This window comes from Planctomycetota bacterium, from assembly GCA_033763975.1.
Taxonomy (GTDB): Bacteria; Planctomycetota; Phycisphaerae; order Phycisphaerales; family UBA1924; genus RI-211.
Genome location: JANRJM010000014.1, coordinates 73,240 through 91,239, shown reverse-complemented (window position 1 = coordinate 91,239; position 18,000 = coordinate 73,240). Strand labels below are relative to the sequence as shown.

At 71.7% G+C, this 18,000-nt stretch carries 14 protein-coding genes and 1 tRNA gene; 4 read left to right on the top strand and 11 right to left on the bottom strand.

Annotated elements, in window-relative coordinates:
• Positions 1–47: 47 nt before the first annotated feature.
• The 6 genes from SFY69_09540 to SFY69_09515 form a co-directional block, all read right to left on the bottom strand.
• Positions 48–1,184 carry a hypothetical protein gene (locus SFY69_09540; protein MDX2132282.1) on the bottom strand — a complete coding sequence of 379 codons (1,137 nt, stop codon included), beginning with the start codon at positions 1,182–1,184 and terminating at the stop codon, positions 48–50.
• Positions 1,185–1,302: 118 nt separating this feature from the next.
• A complete protein-coding gene (locus SFY69_09535; GenBank protein ID MDX2132281.1) occupies positions 1,303–2,274 on the bottom strand; it encodes a hypothetical protein in 972 nt (323 codons plus the stop codon).
• Between the two features lie 61 nt (positions 2,275–2,335).
• A complete protein-coding gene (locus SFY69_09530; GenBank protein ID MDX2132280.1) occupies positions 2,336–4,315 on the bottom strand; it encodes a hypothetical protein in 1,980 nt (659 codons plus the stop codon).
• Between the two features lie 160 nt (positions 4,316–4,475).
• Complete coding sequence (locus SFY69_09525) at positions 4,476–5,804, bottom strand: hypothetical protein (protein ID MDX2132279.1); 1,329 nt, start codon at positions 5,802–5,804, stop codon at positions 4,476–4,478.
• Positions 5,805–5,878: 74 nt separating this feature from the next.
• Positions 5,879–7,954 carry a S9 family peptidase gene (locus SFY69_09520; protein ID MDX2132278.1) on the bottom strand — a complete coding sequence of 692 codons (2,076 nt, stop codon included), beginning with the start codon at positions 7,952–7,954 and terminating at the stop codon, positions 5,879–5,881.
• 299 nt (positions 7,955–8,253) lie between these two features.
• A tRNA-Leu gene (locus SFY69_09515) sits at positions 8,254–8,337 on the bottom strand.
• Positions 8,338–8,531: 194 nt separating this feature from the next.
• Between SFY69_09515 and SFY69_09510 the strand changes: the two genes are divergently transcribed.
• From SFY69_09510 to SFY69_09500, 3 genes are all read left to right on the top strand, one after another.
• The gene (locus SFY69_09510) at positions 8,532–9,035 is read left to right on the top strand and encodes a hypothetical protein (GenBank protein MDX2132277.1); all 504 of its coding nucleotides are present in this window, start codon (positions 8,532–8,534) and stop codon (positions 9,033–9,035) included.
• A gap of 111 nt (positions 9,036–9,146) precedes the next feature.
• A complete protein-coding gene (locus SFY69_09505) occupies positions 9,147–10,586 on the top strand; it encodes a glycosyltransferase (GenBank protein MDX2132276.1) in 1,440 nt (479 codons plus the stop codon).
• A 99-nt stretch (positions 10,587–10,685) separates the two neighbouring features.
• The gene (locus SFY69_09500) at positions 10,686–11,177 is read left to right on the top strand and encodes a YajQ family cyclic di-GMP-binding protein (GenBank protein ID MDX2132275.1); all 492 of its coding nucleotides are present in this window, start codon (positions 10,686–10,688) and stop codon (positions 11,175–11,177) included.
• Between the two features lie 272 nt (positions 11,178–11,449).
• Here SFY69_09500 and xerC read toward each other — a convergent pair whose 3' ends face one another.
• From xerC to SFY69_09480, 4 genes are all read right to left on the bottom strand, one after another.
• Positions 11,450–12,478 (bottom strand): tyrosine recombinase XerC, encoded by a 1,029-nt coding sequence (gene xerC, locus SFY69_09495; GenBank protein MDX2132274.1) that lies wholly within the window; start codon positions 12,476–12,478, stop codon positions 11,450–11,452.
• 139 nt (positions 12,479–12,617) lie between these two features.
• Positions 12,618–13,226 carry a hypothetical protein gene (locus SFY69_09490; protein ID MDX2132273.1) on the bottom strand — a complete coding sequence of 203 codons (609 nt, stop codon included), beginning with the start codon at positions 13,224–13,226 and terminating at the stop codon, positions 12,618–12,620.
• A 275-nt stretch (positions 13,227–13,501) separates the two neighbouring features.
• The gene (locus tag SFY69_09485; GenBank protein MDX2132272.1) at positions 13,502–14,869 is read right to left on the bottom strand and encodes a DPP IV N-terminal domain-containing protein; all 1,368 of its coding nucleotides are present in this window, start codon (positions 14,867–14,869) and stop codon (positions 13,502–13,504) included.
• Between the two features lie 111 nt (positions 14,870–14,980).
• A complete protein-coding gene (locus tag SFY69_09480; GenBank protein MDX2132271.1) occupies positions 14,981–15,262 on the bottom strand; it encodes a hypothetical protein in 282 nt (93 codons plus the stop codon).
• A gap of 147 nt (positions 15,263–15,409) precedes the next feature.
• Here SFY69_09480 and SFY69_09475 point away from each other — a divergent pair, with 147 nt between their 5' ends.
• A complete protein-coding gene (locus SFY69_09475) occupies positions 15,410–16,006 on the top strand; it encodes a hypothetical protein (protein ID MDX2132270.1) in 597 nt (198 codons plus the stop codon).
• A 75-nt stretch (positions 16,007–16,081) separates the two neighbouring features.
• Here the strand turns inward: SFY69_09475 and SFY69_09470 are convergent, their stop codons facing one another.
• Positions 16,082–17,989, bottom strand: coding sequence for a PDZ domain-containing protein (locus SFY69_09470; protein MDX2132269.1), 1,908 nt, complete (start codon positions 17,987–17,989; stop codon positions 16,082–16,084).
• Positions 17,990–18,000 lie beyond the last annotated feature (11 nt).

Genomic DNA, 18,000 nt, shown 5'->3' with positions numbered 1-18,000 from the left:
GCGTTCGCACCGCGGGCGCCGGCGGCTCGGTTCTGACGGGCCGATGGCTACGGGACGAAGTGGTCGTCGGGGAAGTTGAACGGCGCCGCGGTGAGCACGCCGTTGGCGCCGATGGTCTGCTGCGCGTCGAGCAGGAAACGGGCCTCGCTCTGGACATCGCCGGCCTTGATGAGCGGGGCGAGCTGGGCGGCGCCCGTGCCCTGCTGGTTGAGCGATCGGCCGGCGAGCTGCACGAGCGTCTGCCCGAGCGCGACCGAGTCGGAAACCTGCTCGCGCGTGGCGCCGGGGCCGGCGGGGAGGTTCTTGTCCTTCACGACGCGGACGGCGTAGGCGATGAGGCGCCCGCCGAGCTGCGCGACGGCACGGGCCGTCTCCGCGTCGATGGTGACGTTCGGCTGGGCGATGATGTCGCGCACGCCGGTGGCGCCGCGGAGGTAGGCGTCCATGATCCCAGGCTCGCCGATCTTTCCGCCCGCGCCGCCAACGTGGGCCGAGAGACCGTCGGAGAGGGAGCGGACGGCCAAGGGCTGGGCCTGCGAGAACTGGGCGGTGGGGAGAGAGGCCCCCTCGAGCAGGGCGGCGGTGAGCGCCTGGAGCACCAGGCCGTCGGTCTCGACACCCATGCGCTGGCGAGCGGCGCGCATGGCGCGGTCGATCTGTTCGTTCTGGATGGCGGGGGCGGAGCGCTGGAGAGCGCCGAAGGTGCGCCGGATGCCGTACGCCGCCTGGTAGCGCAGCGCCGGGCGGGGCGAGGCGAGCTGGTCGAGCAGGACGGTGAGGCCGGGGTCGGTCGCGAGCTCGCCCGCGAAGACCAGGGCGTTGACCGCGACGACCTCGTCGGTGCTGGCGACGGCGCGGTTGATGGGCTCGGCGAGGGCCGCGCTGTATCGAAGGCGGAACGCGGCGGACACGTTGGGGTCTTCGAGCGGGCGGGTGAGCGCCTGGCGACTGGCGCGGCGCTTCTGGGCGTCCGGGCTGTCGAGGTCGCGCGCGTTCTCCAGGGCGCAGGCGCGGAGCTGCGCCTCGGCGTCGGGCGTGAGGGTGATCGCCGTCACGATCTCCGGGGGGATCGTGCACTGCTGCGCGAGCGCGGGAGCGCCGGCGCAGGCGATGCCCGCGATGACGATCGCGGCGCGGCCAAAGCCCGAACTGACAACCGTTCGACGGAATGTTCGATCGATCAACGCCGTATTCCTTCGTGTCGCCGCTGGCCGGCGCGGGGCACAAGCGTAGGGGCTGGAGGCCTGCGGGGGCGATCACCCTACCAAGGGCCGCCCGGGTGGTCAAACGGTGCGCGGGGTGTCAGTAGACCTCCATGAAGACGCGCCGGGTGGGGCGGACGTCCTTGTGCAGGTGCCGGCGCTCCCACCGGTCGATCTCGGCGAGCACCGGGGCGTCGGCCCGGAGGTACTGCTCGAGGGTGCCGGGGGGAAGCGTGCGGGCGAGGGTCTGCAGCACGCCGAGTTCCATGCCGGCGATGCCGCACATGTAGAGCAGCGTGCGTTCGCTCGCGAGCAGCGGGGCGAAGAGTTCGGCCGCGTGCGCAAGGCGGGCGTGGACGTACATGGGCGGGGCGCCGTCGGGCTGGGGCTCGCGGCTCAGAGCCGTCAGGTACGTGAAGTTCGGGTGCGCCTGCGCCAGGGCCCGCAGTTCGGCGTCGTAGAGGAGGTCGGCGGCGTAGGGGACGCCCATGACCAGCACGACGCGCGAGCGCACGCCCGTTTCGAGCAGTTCGCGGATCATGCCCCGGAAGGGGGCGATGCCCGTGCCGGTGGCGATGAACACGTAGTCGTGCTGCGCGGGGTCGGTCGGCAGCACGAAGCGTTTGCCGTTGGGGCCCGTGAGGCGGACCTGCTCGCCGGGCTGGAGGTCGCACAGGTAGTTGCTCGCGACGCCCAAGAACAGCTTGCCGGTCTCGACGTGCTCGTCGATGGTGCGCTTGACGGTGGTGGCGATGATGTTCCCCGCGCCGTCTTCGCCCGCGGTCGGGCTCGCGATCGAGTACAGCCGCAGGCGGTGGGGGCGTCCCTGCGGGTCGAGCCCCGGCGGGAGCACGCCGAACGACTGCCCGCTCACCCAGGCGCGTGCGAGGGGCGTGGCGGAGACGTCGAGCGCGAGGTGGCGCACGAAGCCGGTGGACTTGCGCGAGGCGGTGCAGCGCTCGTTCGAGACGACGACGCCGACGCCCGGGGCGGCGGGTGTCAGCAGGTGCATGCGGGACTCACGCAGCGCGGGCGTGCCGGGCGTGTCGTCGCGTTCCGTGCGTTCGGTCATTGCGAGATTCTTGGCAGCGGCGGGCCGGGCCGAATGCGCTGCGCGCCGACAGCCCGGGAAATCAGTTGCCGCCGCCCATGATTCCGCCGAGCACGGGCTCGAGCTTCGCGAGCAGGCCGGAGGCCGCGGCGGACTCGTCGGCGTACTCGCCGGCTTCGACCGCCGTGTTCCAGGCGGCGAAGGCGTCGGTGAGGCCCTTGAGCATGGGGGCCATCATGGGGGCCTGGGGGAGGATCTGGCGGATCTCCGCCGGCACGTCCTGCTTCCAGGTGCCGTCGCGCTGCACGAAGACGACGGGTTCGGGGAGTCCCTCGCCGCTGGCGGTGGCGCGATCACCGGCGATCTCCCACGTGACCGAGGAACTGGACAGCGTGGCGAGGGCCTCGGGCGAGATGCCGCCGACGCCATTGCCGCCGAACTGCGCGAGCATCGGGCCGATGGCCTGGCCCATGCCGCCCGCGCTGGCGAGAAGGTCGCCGAGGCTCTTGCTGAACTTCTCGCGCGAGAGTCGGTCGCTCTTCTGGGCCACGAACGTGACGCGGACGAGCGGGAGCAGGCCCTGACGCGCGCGATCGCTGGGGAGGTCAAGAGAATCGACGACGGCCTCGGGGTTCGCGGCGCGGAGGGCGCCGAGGAAGGCGTCGAACGCGCGCTCCGGGGTCGAGCCCGCCGCCCGCGACAGCGACGCCTGGAGCCACGGGGGCGGGGCGAGCGGGGAGGCGGCGTCGAGGCGCTCGTCGTTCGCGAGCTTCTTGGCGTCTTCGAGCATGGCGCGGAGCGCCTCGAGGCGCTCCTTGATCGGGCCCTGCGCCCGCACGCCCCCGGCGTCGTTGATCGCCGCGTCGAGGTGCTCGTTCGCCTTCGCCAGCGCGTCCTTGCGTTCCTGCGTCGCGCCGGCGAGGCGCGACTCGTACTGCGCCTTGCCCGGCAGGGCGGGCGTGAGGCGCGTGAGCGTGCGGAGGATGGAGGCGTACGAGTCGGCGCTGGACGCGCGGGCCCAGTAGAGCTCGGCGAGGGCGAGGTTCGCGCTCATGACGGCGGCCTTGCCCGCCGAGGGCGACTCCTGCGTGGACGACGCCCGCGCGGACTTGAGCGCCTTGTCGTACGCGGCGGCCGTCTTCTCGTAGGCCGGGGCCAGCGTCTGCGTGCGGAACTCGTCGAGCGCGTCGGCCTCGTTGCCGATCTCGACGCCCACGGCGGCGCCGGCGGCCCGGGCCTCGGAGGCCTCGCGCCGCGCCTCGGCGGCCTGGCGATTCAACGCCGCCTCGACCTCGTCCAGGTCCGCCCGCTGGTTCGACAACTGATCGAGGATCGCGCTGACCTCGTCGAACACGGGCTTCACGCTGTCGGCCTCGGCCTCGAGCTTCGCACCCTCGAGGCGCAGCCGCTCGCCCTCGAGGCGGATCTCGTTGGCACGCACGACCAGCCCCTCGCCGTCGGTGGCGCTGAGGCGCGAGGCCTGGTCCATCATGCGCGAGTACTCGGCCAGGCGCTGCTGCGCGTCGGCGAGCGTGCGCGACGCCCGCTCGCGGAGCGAGTCGAGGCGCGCCTCGACGGTGGCGAGGCGCTGCTTCTGCTCGGTGATCTTCGTGTCCTTCTCGCCCTTGGCGCGGGCGACGCGCGCGAGTTCGGCGGACGGGTCGAACGCCTCGGCGGCGGCGGCGGTCGCGTTCGAGAGCGCCCAGCGGTTGAGGTGCGAGTCGATGCGGGCGGTGCGGAGTCGGGCGGTGGTCTCGTGCTGCTCGACCTCGGCCGCGGGGATCTCGCCCAGGCCGGACTGCGCGCTGGCGAGCATGAGCATGAGGGCCGCCTTGTCGGCGCCCTCGGCGTCGGCGGCGACGCCCTGCAGGTCGGAGGCGATGCCGGCGTAGACCTTCTGGCGGACGGCCTCCGGGGCCGGGGCCGATCCGCCCGCGCTCATGGCCGTCAGTTCGCGGGCGGCGTCGTCGCCGGCGCGGGACGCGGGGGTGCCCCGATCGCACGCGGTGAGGGCCAGGCCGCACACGCTCGCGAGACCCAAGGCCCGGATGATCATCTTCATGCGCACTGAACTCCTGCGTTCGACTGGGCTTCCCGGGGCGTGCCGGCGACCCTCCGTGCGAGGGACAGGCCGCGCCGGGAAGCGGGCACTGTAGCAAAAACCGGGATCGTGATCTATCTCTGTACGCCCGGGGGCCGTCCCCGGATCGGCGTCCGCCGCGCTAGCGGGGGCCTTCGGGCGGGGCCTGCTCGGCCCGCGGGCGGGGCGGGGTGTAGTCGACGGGGTAGTCGGAGCGCGGGCGGTACATCATCCGGATCCACTGGACGGCGCGGAGGTAGCGGTCGTCGTCGCGCCCGACGAAGGCCGGGCGCCAGCGCCCGCGGTCGAGGCCGGCGACGTCCGGGTGCTTGAAGAGCGCCTGCTCGCGGGGCAGGCCGAAGTCCAGCAGGGGGCTGCGCTCGGGCTGCTCGAAGTCGATGAGCCCGAGGTTGTCGCGGGTGCGGAAGCGGGAGAGGATGAGCAGGTTGGTGAGGGCGGAGGCGTCGCTGCCGTGGCGCTGGTTGAAGAGCCAGAGGCGCCCGGCGTCTTCCCCGCCGTGGCAGCGGGTGGTGGCGCAGGTGTTCATGAGCCAGGTGCGATGGACGTCGTCGCGGAAGACGCGGAGCGACGCCGGGTTCTCCAGCACCTGCACCTCGGGGTAGAACTCGCGGGCGCGGAGGGCGAACATCCACGCCAGCACGTCGGCGGCCTTCTGACGCAGGAAGACCTCGCGCCCCTCGGGCGAGACGGGCACGGTGCCCAGGCCTTCGACGTCGCGCCCGGCGTAGCGGTCAAGGAACCGCCGGACCACGGGCTTGGGGATGAGCAGCTTGGGCGGGTTCTTGAGATCGACCTCGTACAGGCGCACGAGGTTGATCTGCGCGGGCGTCAAGAGTGGGAAGGCGGGGCGGTCGGCTTCCCCGGGGCCGATCTGTTCGGAGGCCGGCTCGTCGGGGCTGCGCCGCGCGTCGCGGATCTTCTGCTGCTCGACCACGAGCGTGCGCAGGTCTTTGGCGTTCTGGTTGGCGGGCTCGATGCGGAGCACGCCGTCGATCTCCCAGAGGGCGAGATCAAGCCGCCCGCGCGCGCGCAGCCACTCGGCGAGGCGCAGCAGCCCGTCGATGTCCTCGTCGTCGATCGTGGCTCTGAGTTGGAGGTAGCGTTCCTCGACGCTGGGAAGCGGGACGACGCTGGCGACCGACGTGCCGTCGAAGGGCGTGGCGATGCCGTTGATCGCGAGGACGACGCGCGTGGGCGAATGTTCGACGATGAGCCCGGTGAGGCGGCGACCGTCGCGGAGCAACAGCTCGACCTCTGTGCCCGAGGGAATAGGCGTGAACGCGTCGGGCGCCGCGGGCGGCGGGGTGGCGGCGTCGGGCTGCCGGGCTGTCCAGCCCAGCGCACCCCCGACGAGCAGCAGCCCGGCGCACGCCGTCGCGGCGAGCGCGAGGTGCGTGCGGCGTGCGCGGGCGCGCGGTCGGGCGTTGAGTTGGCCGGGTGGATGCTGCACGGTTCGGCCGCTCCTCGCGCGATCCGCGCCCGGCGCGGGGGGGAAGCCCCCCGCGCGGACGCGAGCCGCCGTGATTACTTGCCGGGCGTGTGGGTCGCTGCGGAGAGGCCCGGCACGCCGGCGGCGCCGGTGGGCACGCGGGCCGTGCTGGCGCGGACGTCCTCGCCGATGGGCTGGGCGCGTCCGCCCAGGTGCTGGGCGAGGAAGCCCTCGACGATGGCGTTGAAGGCCATGTTGTTCTCGGGGCGTGCGAAGCCGTGCCCCTCGTCGGGGAAGACGACGTACGTCACGGGGATGCCCTTGCGTTCCATCGCGGAGACGATCTGGTCGCTCTCGTTCTGCTTCACGCGCGGGTCGTTGGCGCCCTGGCCGATCAGCAGGGGGCGGGTGATCTTGTCGACGTGCGTGAGGGGCGAGCGCGAAGCGAGGAAGGCGCGGCCTTCCTCGGTGCGATGGTCGCCCACGCGCGAGGTCATCATCTCGATCATCGGGGCCCAGTGCATGGGGATGGAGTTGAGCAGCGTGACGAGGTTGCTGGGCCCGACGATGGACACGCCGCAGGCGAAGACGTCGGGCGTGAAGGTGAGGCCGGCGAGCGTGGCGTACCCGCCGTACGAGCCGCCCATGATCGCGACCTTGTTCTTGTCGGCGACGCCCTTGGACACGGCCCAGTCGACGGCGTCGAGCAGGTCGTTGTGCATCGCGGCGGCCCACTCGCGGTCGCCCGCGTTCACGAACTCCTTGCCGAAGCCCGTGGAGCCCCGGAAGTTCACGCTGAGCACCGCGTACCCGCGGTTGGCCAGCCACTGGTGGTAGGGGTTGAAGCCCCAGGAATCACGCGCCCAGGGCCCGCCGTGCACCATCAGCACCATCGGCAGCGGCTTGTCGGGCTGGCCGGCCTTCTTCGTGTCCGTCCCCGCGGGGATCGTGAGGTAGCTCACGAGGTTCATCCCGTCGCGGCTCTTGATGACCACGGGGTGCATCTTCGCGAGCGGCTGGCCCTCCAGGCGCGGGCGGTTGGTGTACAGGAACGTCGCCTTGCCGGGCTTGCCGGACTTGGGGTCGCGGTCGTACCGGTACAGCCGCACAGGCCCGTCGTCCATCAGGTAGTTCACCAGCCAGCGCGAGTCATCGAGCGTGCGGCTCGAGATGCTCACCTCGCCGTCCGCCACGGTCTTGAGGTACGCGAGGTCGGGCTCGATCGAGGGGTCCAGCACCTGCCAGCGCACCCGGTCGAACTCGAACGACACCGCCTGCGCCTCGTTGGTCTTCGGGTGCGTGAGGACGCCGTCCGCGTCCGCCTTGGGGTCGGCGGCGAGCGTCTTGACCTCGTCGGTCTTGAGGTTGACGAGCGTGAGGCGTGAGGTGTTGCCGTCGCGGCTGTCCACCATGTACACCGACGAGCCGTCCTTGGTGAAGCCCTGGGGCGAGGTCGTCAACGCGTCGGCCTGCGCCACCGTCTGCCAGGGCGTGAACGAGCCCTTGCCGTCGGCCTTCAGGAACTCCAGCCCGCCGTCCGCGGTCTGACGCATCGCCAGGCGCGGGGTGAACGAGTCGTCGGCCATGATCGCGGCGTACTCGTCGTTCTCCATCACCAGCGTCAGTTGGCCGGTCGCGATGTCGACCTTGTAAAGGTCGTGGTACGACGGGTTGCGGTTGTTCAGCCCCACGAGCACCGCGCCGGGGAAGAGGTCGGAGACGCCCTGGACCTGCGCGGCCGGGCGGAGCGTCATGTACTGCGTCTGGCCGTCGGGGCCCCTGCCGGTCGGCACGCGGATGGGGTTCCCGTCGGGCCCGGGGATGGAGTCAAAGGGCGTGAGGTCCCGCGCCTTGCCGGACGCGACCTCGACGCTGTAGACCTTCCAGTTTTCGTCCCCGCCCGCGTCCTGGAGGTAGAGGATGTGGACGTTGTCGTAGGCCCAGAAGTACTGGCGGATGCCGCGCTTCGTGTCGGAGGTGATGGCGCGGGCCTTGGAGACGTCGTCGGCGGGGGCGACCCAGACGTTGAGCACGCCGTTGAGGGGCGCGAGGAACGAGAGCCACTTGCCGTCGTGGCTGAGCTGCGAGCCGGCGCGTTCGGGGTTGCCGAAGAGGACGTCGCGCGGGATGAGGGGCGTGGACTGCCCGCCGGTGGCTTGCGGAGCGCTCACGCCTCCCCCCATCTGGGCGAACGCGCCCGAGGTCAGACCGACAACGAGACCCGTGGCCAGAAGACACGCCGACATCCGCGTACGCATCAGGAGTTCTCCGCGAGGCCGACGGCACGGGTTCGACGTGCACGCGGGCCCGAGTGATTGGTGAAACCGGCGCACCGTCGTGCGCTGCCGCTGGAGCCCGTCGGGGTGTGTGACGGTCGAGGCGTCGACGCGTTCCGGGCGGGGTGGCGGGAATCCCGCCGCCCGCCCCGATCCGCCTTCAAGCGGCCTCGTCGCCGCACGTCGCTGCACAATGCCCAGGAGAGGACTTGAACCTCCATGCCCTTGCGGGCGCTACCACCTCAAGGTAGTGCGTCTGCCAATTTCGCCACCTGGGCTGGCTGCACCCCGGGGCGTCGCCGCCACGGGATGGGGAGAAATATACGCCCCGCGTTGGACGAAAGCAGGAAGCCCGGCGCCTATTGTGCCCCCCCGTCGTCGCGTCGCACGGTCCGCGCGTCGGGACGTTGGGGGTCCGTGCAACTCGCGCACACTGTTCCGCCCCGCATTCCCGAGCAAGGAGTGGGCCGCCATGGGTCTCGCCACGCCGCACGATTCGACGCCGCCCGGCTGGGGCGCGTTCGTCGCGGGCGTTGCGGGCCGCCTGGCGGGGGCCATGCCGGGCGCGGGGGCGCGGGTCGAGGGCGACCGGGTGGTGCTGGACGCGATCGGCGCGTCGGCGCGGGCGTGGTACCGGCTCGACCCGGTCAAGACCCTTCCGGCCGTGTCGCTCGTGACGCCCGACCGCTATCTCAGCCAGTCGATCGAGCAGGACCTGGTGCACACGGGCGACGCGCTGAGCGAACTTCTCGAAGAGGAACTCGTAGACCTGGGGTTCGCCGAGGCGACCGGGCTGTCGCCCTCGCTGCCCGTCGAGCATTTCCGCGACGAGGCGAAGCTGTTCACGTTCCGCACGATCCTGCCCCGGGAAACCGCTGTGCTCGACGAACGCACCGCGCGGGCCTGCGTGCTCGCCCTGCGCGCGTACGACGCGACGTTCCGGCGCCTGGGCGACATGGAAGGGGGCGGCGAGTAGGGGCGTGTCAACGTTCGCCCCGGACCGGCATCTCATGATCACTCCAGGCACACAACTCGGTCCCATCGGCGCGTCGTCGTGCACGCGCGGGTCGGGCCCCGGAGGCGGCGCATGCGCATCCTGATGCTCGGGTGGGAGTTTCCGCCCTTCATCGCCGGCGGGCTCGGCGTCGCGTGCTTCGGCCTGACGCGCGCCCTCGACAAGGCGGGGCACCAGGTCGTGTTCATCCTGCCCAAGCCCGTCGACACCTCCATGGCCAGCCACGTCCGGATGCTCGCGCCGCGCCTGGCGGGCGTGCCCGGCGGCGGCGGAGGAGGCGGTACGTCCCCGAGCGGGGTGCCCGCACTGACCGACCTCATCGACGAATCCGGCATGCCGCTCTTCGGCTTCCGCCACGCCGTCTTCAAGGGCGTGCCCGCCTCGTTCACCAGCCCGTACCCCGCGTTCGACCAGGCGAAGTTCGTGAGCCTGTCGGGCGTCGCCGGCGGTCAGGCCGCCCTCTCGCCCGAAGAGCTCGAGGCCATGGCGCTGCCGACGATGTCCGACATGGCGATGTCGGGCCAGGGGGCGCCCGCGCCGTCGGTGGTGGGGGGCGGCGGGGGCGCCGGCGCGGGCTACGGCATGGACCTCGTGGGCGATTCGGAGCGGTACGCCCGCCTGGTCGTCGCCCTCGCCTCGCGCGAGCAGTTCGACGTCGTCCACGCGCACGACTGGCTGACGTACCCCGCGGGCATCGCGCTGGCGAAGGTCACCGGCAGGCCGCTCGTGGTGCAGGTGCACAGCACCGAGTTCGACCGTTCGGGCAACAACGTCAACCAGCGCGTGTACGACATCGAGCGCGCGGGGATGCACGCGGCCGACCGCGTCATCGCCGTGAGCCAGATGACCAAGAGCATCTGCGTGCGGCGGTACGGCGTGCGTCCCGACCGCGTCGACGTGGTGTACAACGGCATCGAGCGCGAGGCCCAGCAGCCCGGCGCGGGCGAGCGCATCGAGAGCACCGACCGGATCGTGCTCTTCCTCGGGCGCATCACGATGCAGAAGGGCCCGGAGTACTTCATCGCCGCCGCCAAGCGCGTGCTCGAGAAGGTCGCGAACGTCAAGTTCGTCCTCGCCGGCTCGGGCGACATGGCCCTGCGGATGATCGAGCTCGCGGCGGGCATGGGCATCGGGCACAAGGTGCTCTTCACCGGCTTCCTGCGCGGGCGCGACGTCGACCGCGTCTTCAAGATGGCCGACTGCTACGTCATGCCCAGCGTGAGCGAGCCCTTCGGCATCGCGGCGCTGGAGGCGATCTCGCACGATGTGCCCGTCATCCTCAGCAAGACCAGCGGCGCCAGCGAGGTGCTGACCCACGTGCTGAAGGTCGACTTCTGGGACATCGACGAGATGGCGAACAAGATCGTCGCGGTGCTGCGACACCCGCCGCTGGGGCAGACCCTGCGCCAGCACGGCACGATGGAGCTGCACCGCCTGACGTGGGACGGGGCCGCCCAGCGATGCGTGGAGTCGTACCAGTTGGCGCTTGCGCAGCGCAACGGGATGGCGTAGGCCGGCCGGGGCCGGGAGCACGCCCGGCGGCAGAAGCCCGCCGAGCGCACGCCCGGCGCGCGTGGTTGCCCGGCGCGTCGGCCCGCCAAGAATCCGGCTATGCCAAGCTTCGACATCGTCTCGCGCGTCGACTTCGCCGAGCTCGACAACGCGATCAACAACACGCACAAGGCCGTCGCCGCCCGGTTTGATTTCCGCGGCGCGACGGCCGAGATCAGCGTGGACCGCAAGGAAAAGAAGATGAAGTTCGTCGTGGACGACGCGACGAAACTGCGAGGGCTGCGCGAGATGTTCGAGTCCGCCGCGTTCAAGCGCGGGCTCGTGCCGGCGACGTTCGACTGGCAGGAGCCCGAGCCGACCGTCGCCGGCAAGGTCAAGTGCGAGGTGAAGCTGCGCGACGGGCTGGAACAGGACCTGTCCAAGCAGATCGTCAAGCTGGTCAAGGAATCGAAGCTGAAGGTGCAGGCGTCGATCCAGGGCGAGGAGGTCCGCGTGACGGGCAAGCAGATCGACGACCTGCAGGCCGTCATGAAGATGGTGAACGCCGGCGGCTTCGGCGTGCCGTTCCAGTTCGTGAACATGAAGAGCTAGGGGGAAGGGACGGCGTTCGGCAGGCATTAGGCATTAGGCATTCGGCATTAGGCATGGGGCGTTCCGCGTTCCGCGTTCGGCGTCGGCCTATGGCCGGTGGCATCCGGTATCCCGCGTGCGGCATCCTTGTTCTCGCCGCGACGCGGCGTGGGTGAATAGCCGGGGGTCGTCCCTCGGGGGCGACCTTTCCGGGGGTGCCGCTTCGCGGCGCCCTCGCTCGCGCGTCGGGCTCGTACCGGGCGTCGTGCAACAGCGTACCGGCCAGCCCGCGTTCAGCTCGCCTGCGCCCGCGGGTGGGCCTTCTGGTACGCGTCCTGCAGGCGCTGGGCCGTCAGGTGCGTGTAGACCTGCGTGGTGCTGAGGCTCTGGTGCCCCAGGAGTTCCTGCACGCTGCGGAGGTCGGCGCCGTTGTCCAGGAGGTGCGTCGCGAAGCTGTGGCGGAGGGTGTGGGGGCTGATGGTCGGGTCGAGCCCGCACTGCTTCAGGTACTTGTCGAGCTTGCGGCGCACCGAGCGGCTGGAGAGGCGCCCGCCGTGCTTGTTCACGAACAGCGGCCCGGTCTCGCGGCCGGCGAGGCGCGGGTCGCCCTTGAGCATCTCGATGTACCGCTGGATCGCGCCGATGGCGTGGCTGCCCAGGGGCACGATGCGTTCCTTGCTGCCCTTGCCGCGGACCTTCAGGGCTTCGCCCACGAGGTCGAGGTCCGTGATCTGCAGGCCCACGAGCTCACTCACGCGGATGCCGGTCGAGTAGAGCGTCTCGAGCATCGCGCGGTCACGGCGTCCGAGCACGTCGGAGTCCGAGGGCGTCGAGAGCAGGCGTTCGATCTGCTCGATGGTGATGGCCTTGGGGAGTCGCTTCGCCTGGCGCGGGGTGCGGATGACCGTCATGGGGTTGCCCATGGCGAAGCCGCGCCGGTCGGCCCACTTGTAGAACGAGCGCAGCGTGGCGATCTTGCGCGCCATGGTGGCGGCGGAGTAGCTCTGCTCGCCCAGGTGCGCGAGGAACTGGCGCACGATCTCGGCGCTGGCCATCAGGATCGGCTCGGTGACGGTCTCGGGGCGGAAGGCCGGATCGATCGGCGCGTTGGGCGCGAAGGCGGCGCCGCCGGCCTTTCGGGCGAGGGCGGCCTCCATGGCCTTCGATTCGCGCGCAGGGTCCACCTCGATGCCGTACTCCGACGCGAGGAACTCCACGAACTGGCGGAGGTCGGCGCCGTAGCAGCGCGCCGTGTAGGGGCTGAAATGACGTTCGTTGGCGAGGTACGCCGTGAACGCGTCGGTGATCGGGAGGGTCGTCATCGATGCAACTCCTGCGTGCCCTCGGGCGTGGCTGCGTCGCAGGCGCAGCCCGGGCGATAACCCAATCGTCGGAGTTTCTCGGGCCCGCCTTCAGCCCGAATGTGTCCGGCACCCTCGAATTCACGCTCGGCACACGCGCTCATGGCGTCCGCTCCCGGGGGGGCGAGGCGTGCACCCGGGCCTCGCGCACCCATTCCTGGCGGACGAGGTCCTCGACCGCGCGGAACGCCGCGAACTCGCTGTACAGGTCGATGCTCGCCAGGTAGCGTCGCCAGCCGAGCGCGGACTCGCCCTCGTGCCGTCCTTGCGCGTACGACTGCACGTCCATCTGCACCTGGTGGTTCTTGGCGTCCAAGTGCAGCGAGGCCGTGGCCCAGGGCGCGTCGGGGTGTGTCGGGGCGGCGCTGGGGCCGGGGGCGCGAGAGCCGTCCGTGGGCGAGACGCCGAGTTCTCGCGGGCGGAGGGCCGCGGCGGGCCCGCTCATCGCTCCGGGACGCGGGAAGAGCGCGATCGCCATGCCCACCGTGGGCGTGTAGGGGTCGTAGGCCGTCAGCGTCCCGACGACGATGGCGTCCACACCCAGCGCCTGCGCCAGGCGGCGGGCGTCGGCGGGGGAGGCAACAGCCTTCATCTCCAGGGCCCGCATCGCCGCGATCGTTCGGTTCAGGGGGACGGCACGCACGCCCTCGACCTGCTCGGCCGCGGCGACAAGTTTGTCGGAGATCGCCTGCGTGTCGGCGATCGACACGCCGCTCTCGTTGCGCAAGGGTGCGACGGCCCAGACCACCTCTGCGCCCTGCGGTGAATACGGGGACGTAAGCGTGCGCGGGGCGACGAGCACATCGCGTGCAGGATTTGCGCATCCGGCGCACAGCGTCAGGAGGGCGAGCGCCGCCAAGGGCAACCGCCGCCGTATCTCTCTGTGTCGACCCGATCTGCCCGTTCCGCCCGAGTCGCCCATCGGCCCCATCTCCGTCGCGCGGCACGATCCGCCGACGGCGAAGGCCCTCCCCCAGTCACACCTCAGTGCGGGGCGGCGGTCCCATGCTCGTCCACGTTCGCGACGGCACTGTTATCGGCATGATCGCCCTTCGGGGGTTGAGTCGTCCCGGCGGGATGCGCATCGGTGGCCGCGTGCCCCGCGTGCCGGCGGTCGGAGGGCGGCAGGCCCGCCGCGGCGGCGCGGATGGCCGGGGCGAGGTCCATGACCCAGATGTTGTCCGAGCCCGCCCGGTCGGAGACGAAGAACAGCCGGTCGGAGGCGCCCCAGGACGGGCTGAGGTTGACGCCCTTGCCAGAGGTCAGGCGGACCTTGCCCTCGCCGTCGGCCCGGACCATCCAGAGCGAAGCCCCGGCGGGGCGCGCGGCACGGCGCCACTGCCCGTCGGCGGGGGCGTCGATCTCGGCGAAGACGATCCACTGCCCGTCGGTGCTCCACGCGGGGTTGATGAACGCGCGGGTCGCGCTGCCGGCGATCTCGGTGGCGTGGGTGGCGACGCCTTCCTTGAAGTCGATGGTCCACAGCCCGAACCCGCGTCGCCCGCGCTCACGTGACAGTTGGAACAGGATCCGGTCGGCGCCGTCGGCCCCCGTGCCCGCGGCGGGGCACCACTTGGGGAACAGCCCGTAGCCGAGGAAGACCGGCGTCGTGGGGTTGGCTACCTCGGCGGCCCACATCTCCCAGCGCCCGCTGCCCGCCCCGCGACGAGAGAACACCAGGCGCGAGCCGTCCGGAGACCAACTGGGGGCGATCTCGTCTTCGGCCTCGCCCGTGATCAGCATCGCCTGCCCGCCGGTCGCGGGCATGACGTAGATGTCCCAGTTTCCGGCCCGGTTCGACGTGAACGCGACCCACTCCCCGTCGGGGCTCAGGGCGGGCATCTCGTCGTCGCCGGGGTCGTTGGTCAGTTGCGTGACGACGCGGCTGTCGACGCGCTTGGCGTAGATGTCGCTGGTCGCGCGGTGCTGCGTGCTCGCGAAGAACAGGCGCGTGCCGTCCTTCGAGACGCTCGGGTCAAAGTCCGCGCCTTCCTCCGCGAACGACACGCGCGAGACGCTCACCTGGCTCGGCGGCTCGTCGGGCGCGCCCGCGCCCGAGGTTCCATGCCCGGCGGCGTGCGAAGACGTGTCGTGCGAAGACGTGTCGTGCGAAGATGTGTCGTGCGAAGGCGTGGCCCCGTGCCCGGCGTCGGCGACGGGGCGGGTGACGTGCCCGGGGGCGGGGTGGTCGGCGTGCGGCGCCGTGGCGACGCGCACGCCCGAACGCGTGGCGTTGGGGGTGGTGGGGGGCGTGTCGGCGGATGACGTGAGGCCCAGCGTGCCGCACGCCGCGGGAAGGGCGGGCAGGGCGAGCAGGCAGGCGGCGCGGGCGAACGATCGGGAGAATGTCATGAACGGACCTCCGGCGCAGAACACGTCGGCGGGCGCGACCGGCGCGCCACGCTCGGACAGATATCGACCCGAAGTCGACCCGACCCCAGTCCGGCCCGCGCGCTCGGGGCGTCAGAGCATGGACTGGCGCTGGGTGATCGCCGGGCGCCCGGCCCGACGCACCCGCCCGGGGGAGACGCCCCGCGGCTCGAGCGTTGCGCTGAGGTGATCCAGGTACTCCGCGAGCGCCTCGGCCCGAAAGGTCGCGAGGAACTCGGGGGCGGCCGTCGGGTTCAGATCGATGATCCGCTCCACCAGTTGCGCGGGCGTGAGCCGCGCGGGTGACGCCGGTTCTTCGAAGTGAAACTCAACGTGGACAGGGCGAGCAGGCAGCGCGGTGGCGCTGAAAGCCATGAGCGGCCTCCATGCCGGGTTCTACCCGGGAGCGAGCGGCATCCTGCCTCGGTGCGTGGTCCGTTCCGTTCCATCGACACGTCCCCGCGGCGTGCCCCACGCTATAACTCGTCCGGACGTTCGGATCTCGGACGTTCCGCAACTCGCATGCCACACGACCTCGACCCCACACGCCCCGTGCCCGCGCTCCGATTGCTCGCCGTCGCCGACCATCCGGTCATCGCCGCCCGCGTCGCTGGCGACGCCCCGACCGACGGGCAGGGCGTGCTGCTCCGCGACGGCTGGTGGGACGCGCTCGAGCACATTCCACGGGCCGGCACGGTCATCGTGCGGACAACGCCGGGCATCGACGACGGGCCGGCGTGGCTCCCCGGGGCGCGTGGCGCCATGGCGGAGCGCCTGGACGCCCTCGAGGCGCGAGTGACCGACGGCGTGCTCGTGGTCCTGCCGCACGCCGAGGGCGTGATCTCCGACGTGCCGTCGACGCGCACGATGCTCCGCGCGCGCGAGCGGTGGTGGCTGCTGCTCGACCCGCTGGCGCTGCTGACGCCCGCGATGCTGGCGGACGCGCCCGACCACCTGTCGCGCGTCTTCGACGCGCTGGGCGAGCACGAGCGACTGTGGGGCCTGGTGCTGCCCGGGCCGGGCCCGTGGCGCGAGGCGGTGGGCGCGCGGATCGAGCACGCACGCCGCGAGCGGGCCGACGCGGGGCGGGGCGTGCTTGTGCTGGAACGCTCGCCCTGACCGACCCGGCGCGAGCGGCTGCGGATCGGAGTGCTGCGGGCCTGCGGCACCGAACCCGCGGATTCGAACACGAGGTTACGAGCCGGCGGCGGGCGATTCGGCGTCCGGGGCGTCGGCGTTCTCGTTGGGGCGTGCGGCGGGCTCCGCGTCGGGCTCGATGCCCAGCCACGCCTGGTACGCGGCGCGCTGCGCGTCGGTGCGGTCTTTCATCGGGCGGACTTCGAGCGTGCCGCCCTCGCGCCATTCGGGGGTGAAATCGATGTCCATCAGCCGGTCGCGCCGCATGATCGAGAGGCGCACGGGCGTGCCCTCGGCGAGCGATCGCAGGCGGGTGTCGAGGTCTGCGGCCTTGAGACGCCGCCCGTCGAGCGCGAGGACGAGATCGTCGGCGATGAGTCCGGCGGCGTGCGCGGGCCCGTCCTGCATGACGCCGGTCACGAGCGCGAAGGCTCCTTCGTCGCGCAGGCGCAGCCCGGTGTACGCGACGCGCGCGGGGTCGGTGTCGGCACGCTTGCGGTGCAGTTCGAGCCCGACGTGCGCGAGCAGCGGGGCGTAGTCCGGCAGTTCGCGCCCGCGGACGTGCGCGTCGTAGAACGCGGTCATGTCGGCGCCCGCGGCGTCGCGCATCGCGTCGAGCACGTCCTGCACCGTGTAGCCGCGCGAGGCGTCGGGGAAGCGGGCGTAGAGCGTGCGCATCACGTCGTCGAGGCTGCGAGCATCGCTGGTGGCGCGCCGGATGGCGAGGTCGAGCGCGAGCGCGATGACCTCGCCCCGCGAGTAGAACGAGACGGTGCTGTTGGGAAGGTCCGGGCTGGGGCGGCCGAAGAACTTGATCCAGGCGTCGAAGCTGGAGTCTTCGAGGCTCTGGACCTTGCCGCCCGGGCGTTCCATTTCGTCGCGCAGGGTCGTGCCGAGGTGTTCGAGGTAGGCCTTGGGCTTCACCTGCCCGGCGCGCACGGGCAGCAGCCCGTCGTAGTACGACGTCACGCCCTCGGCGAGCCAGAGGTGGCGGGTGTAGTCCTCGCGCTGGTACTCGTAGGGCACGAGGTCGGCGGGGCGGAAGGCCTTGACGTTCCACGTGTGGAACAGCTCGTGGTGCAGCAGGCCCAGGAAGCGGGTGTAGGTCTTCTCGTCGTCGAAGGTCTCGGGGCGGGCCTGGCAGACGGTGGAGTTAAGGTGTTCGGTGCCGCCCCCGATGCCCGGCGCCACATGGATGAAGAACACGTAGCGCGAGGCGGGGAACGAGCCGAAGAGTTCGATCTGCTCGTGGGCCATCTTCTCGATGTCGTCGAGCAGGCGGGCCATGTTGATGCCGCTGGGGCGCTGGGTCCAGGCGGTCTCGCCCCAGACGGCGACCTCGAACTCGACGCCCCGCACGCTGCGGGCGGCGTGCTCGTGCAGGCCGACCTCGATGGGGCTGTCGACGAGCACGTCGTAGTTCGGGGCCCAGAGCGCGCCGTCGCGCGTCTCGAGCCCGCTGGCGATGCGCCAGCCGCCGGGCAGGTCGATGCGGACGGCGGCGGGCTCGGCGCGGCGCTCGTGCAGGTAGAGGAACACCGCCGACCCGCTGAGGTACGCGTGCGTCGCGTCGGCGTGGCGGGTGCGTTCGCCCAGCGAGTTCGCGTAGATCTCGTACGTGACGCGGACGTCGCCCGCGGGGATGGCGCTGATGCGCCACGAGGCCTTCTCGAACTTCTCGACGGGGAGCTCGGCGCCGGAGGCGTCAGTCGCGTTCAGCGTCCGCACGCCCGCGGCGAGATCGAGCAGCCCGTACCGCCCCGGGCGCCACACCGGCAGGTGCACGTCCATCTCCGGGCGGTCCCACGCGGGCACGGTCATGGTGATGGTGACGAGCTGCGCGTTCGCGCGTGACAGGTCGACGCGGTAGTCGGTGGGATCGGCCCCCCGGGCCAGCGTGGTCACAAGCACCAGGAGCGCGAGCGTCGCGCCGTGCAGGACGCGGGAAGGAACACCACACACCATGCGGCCTCCGT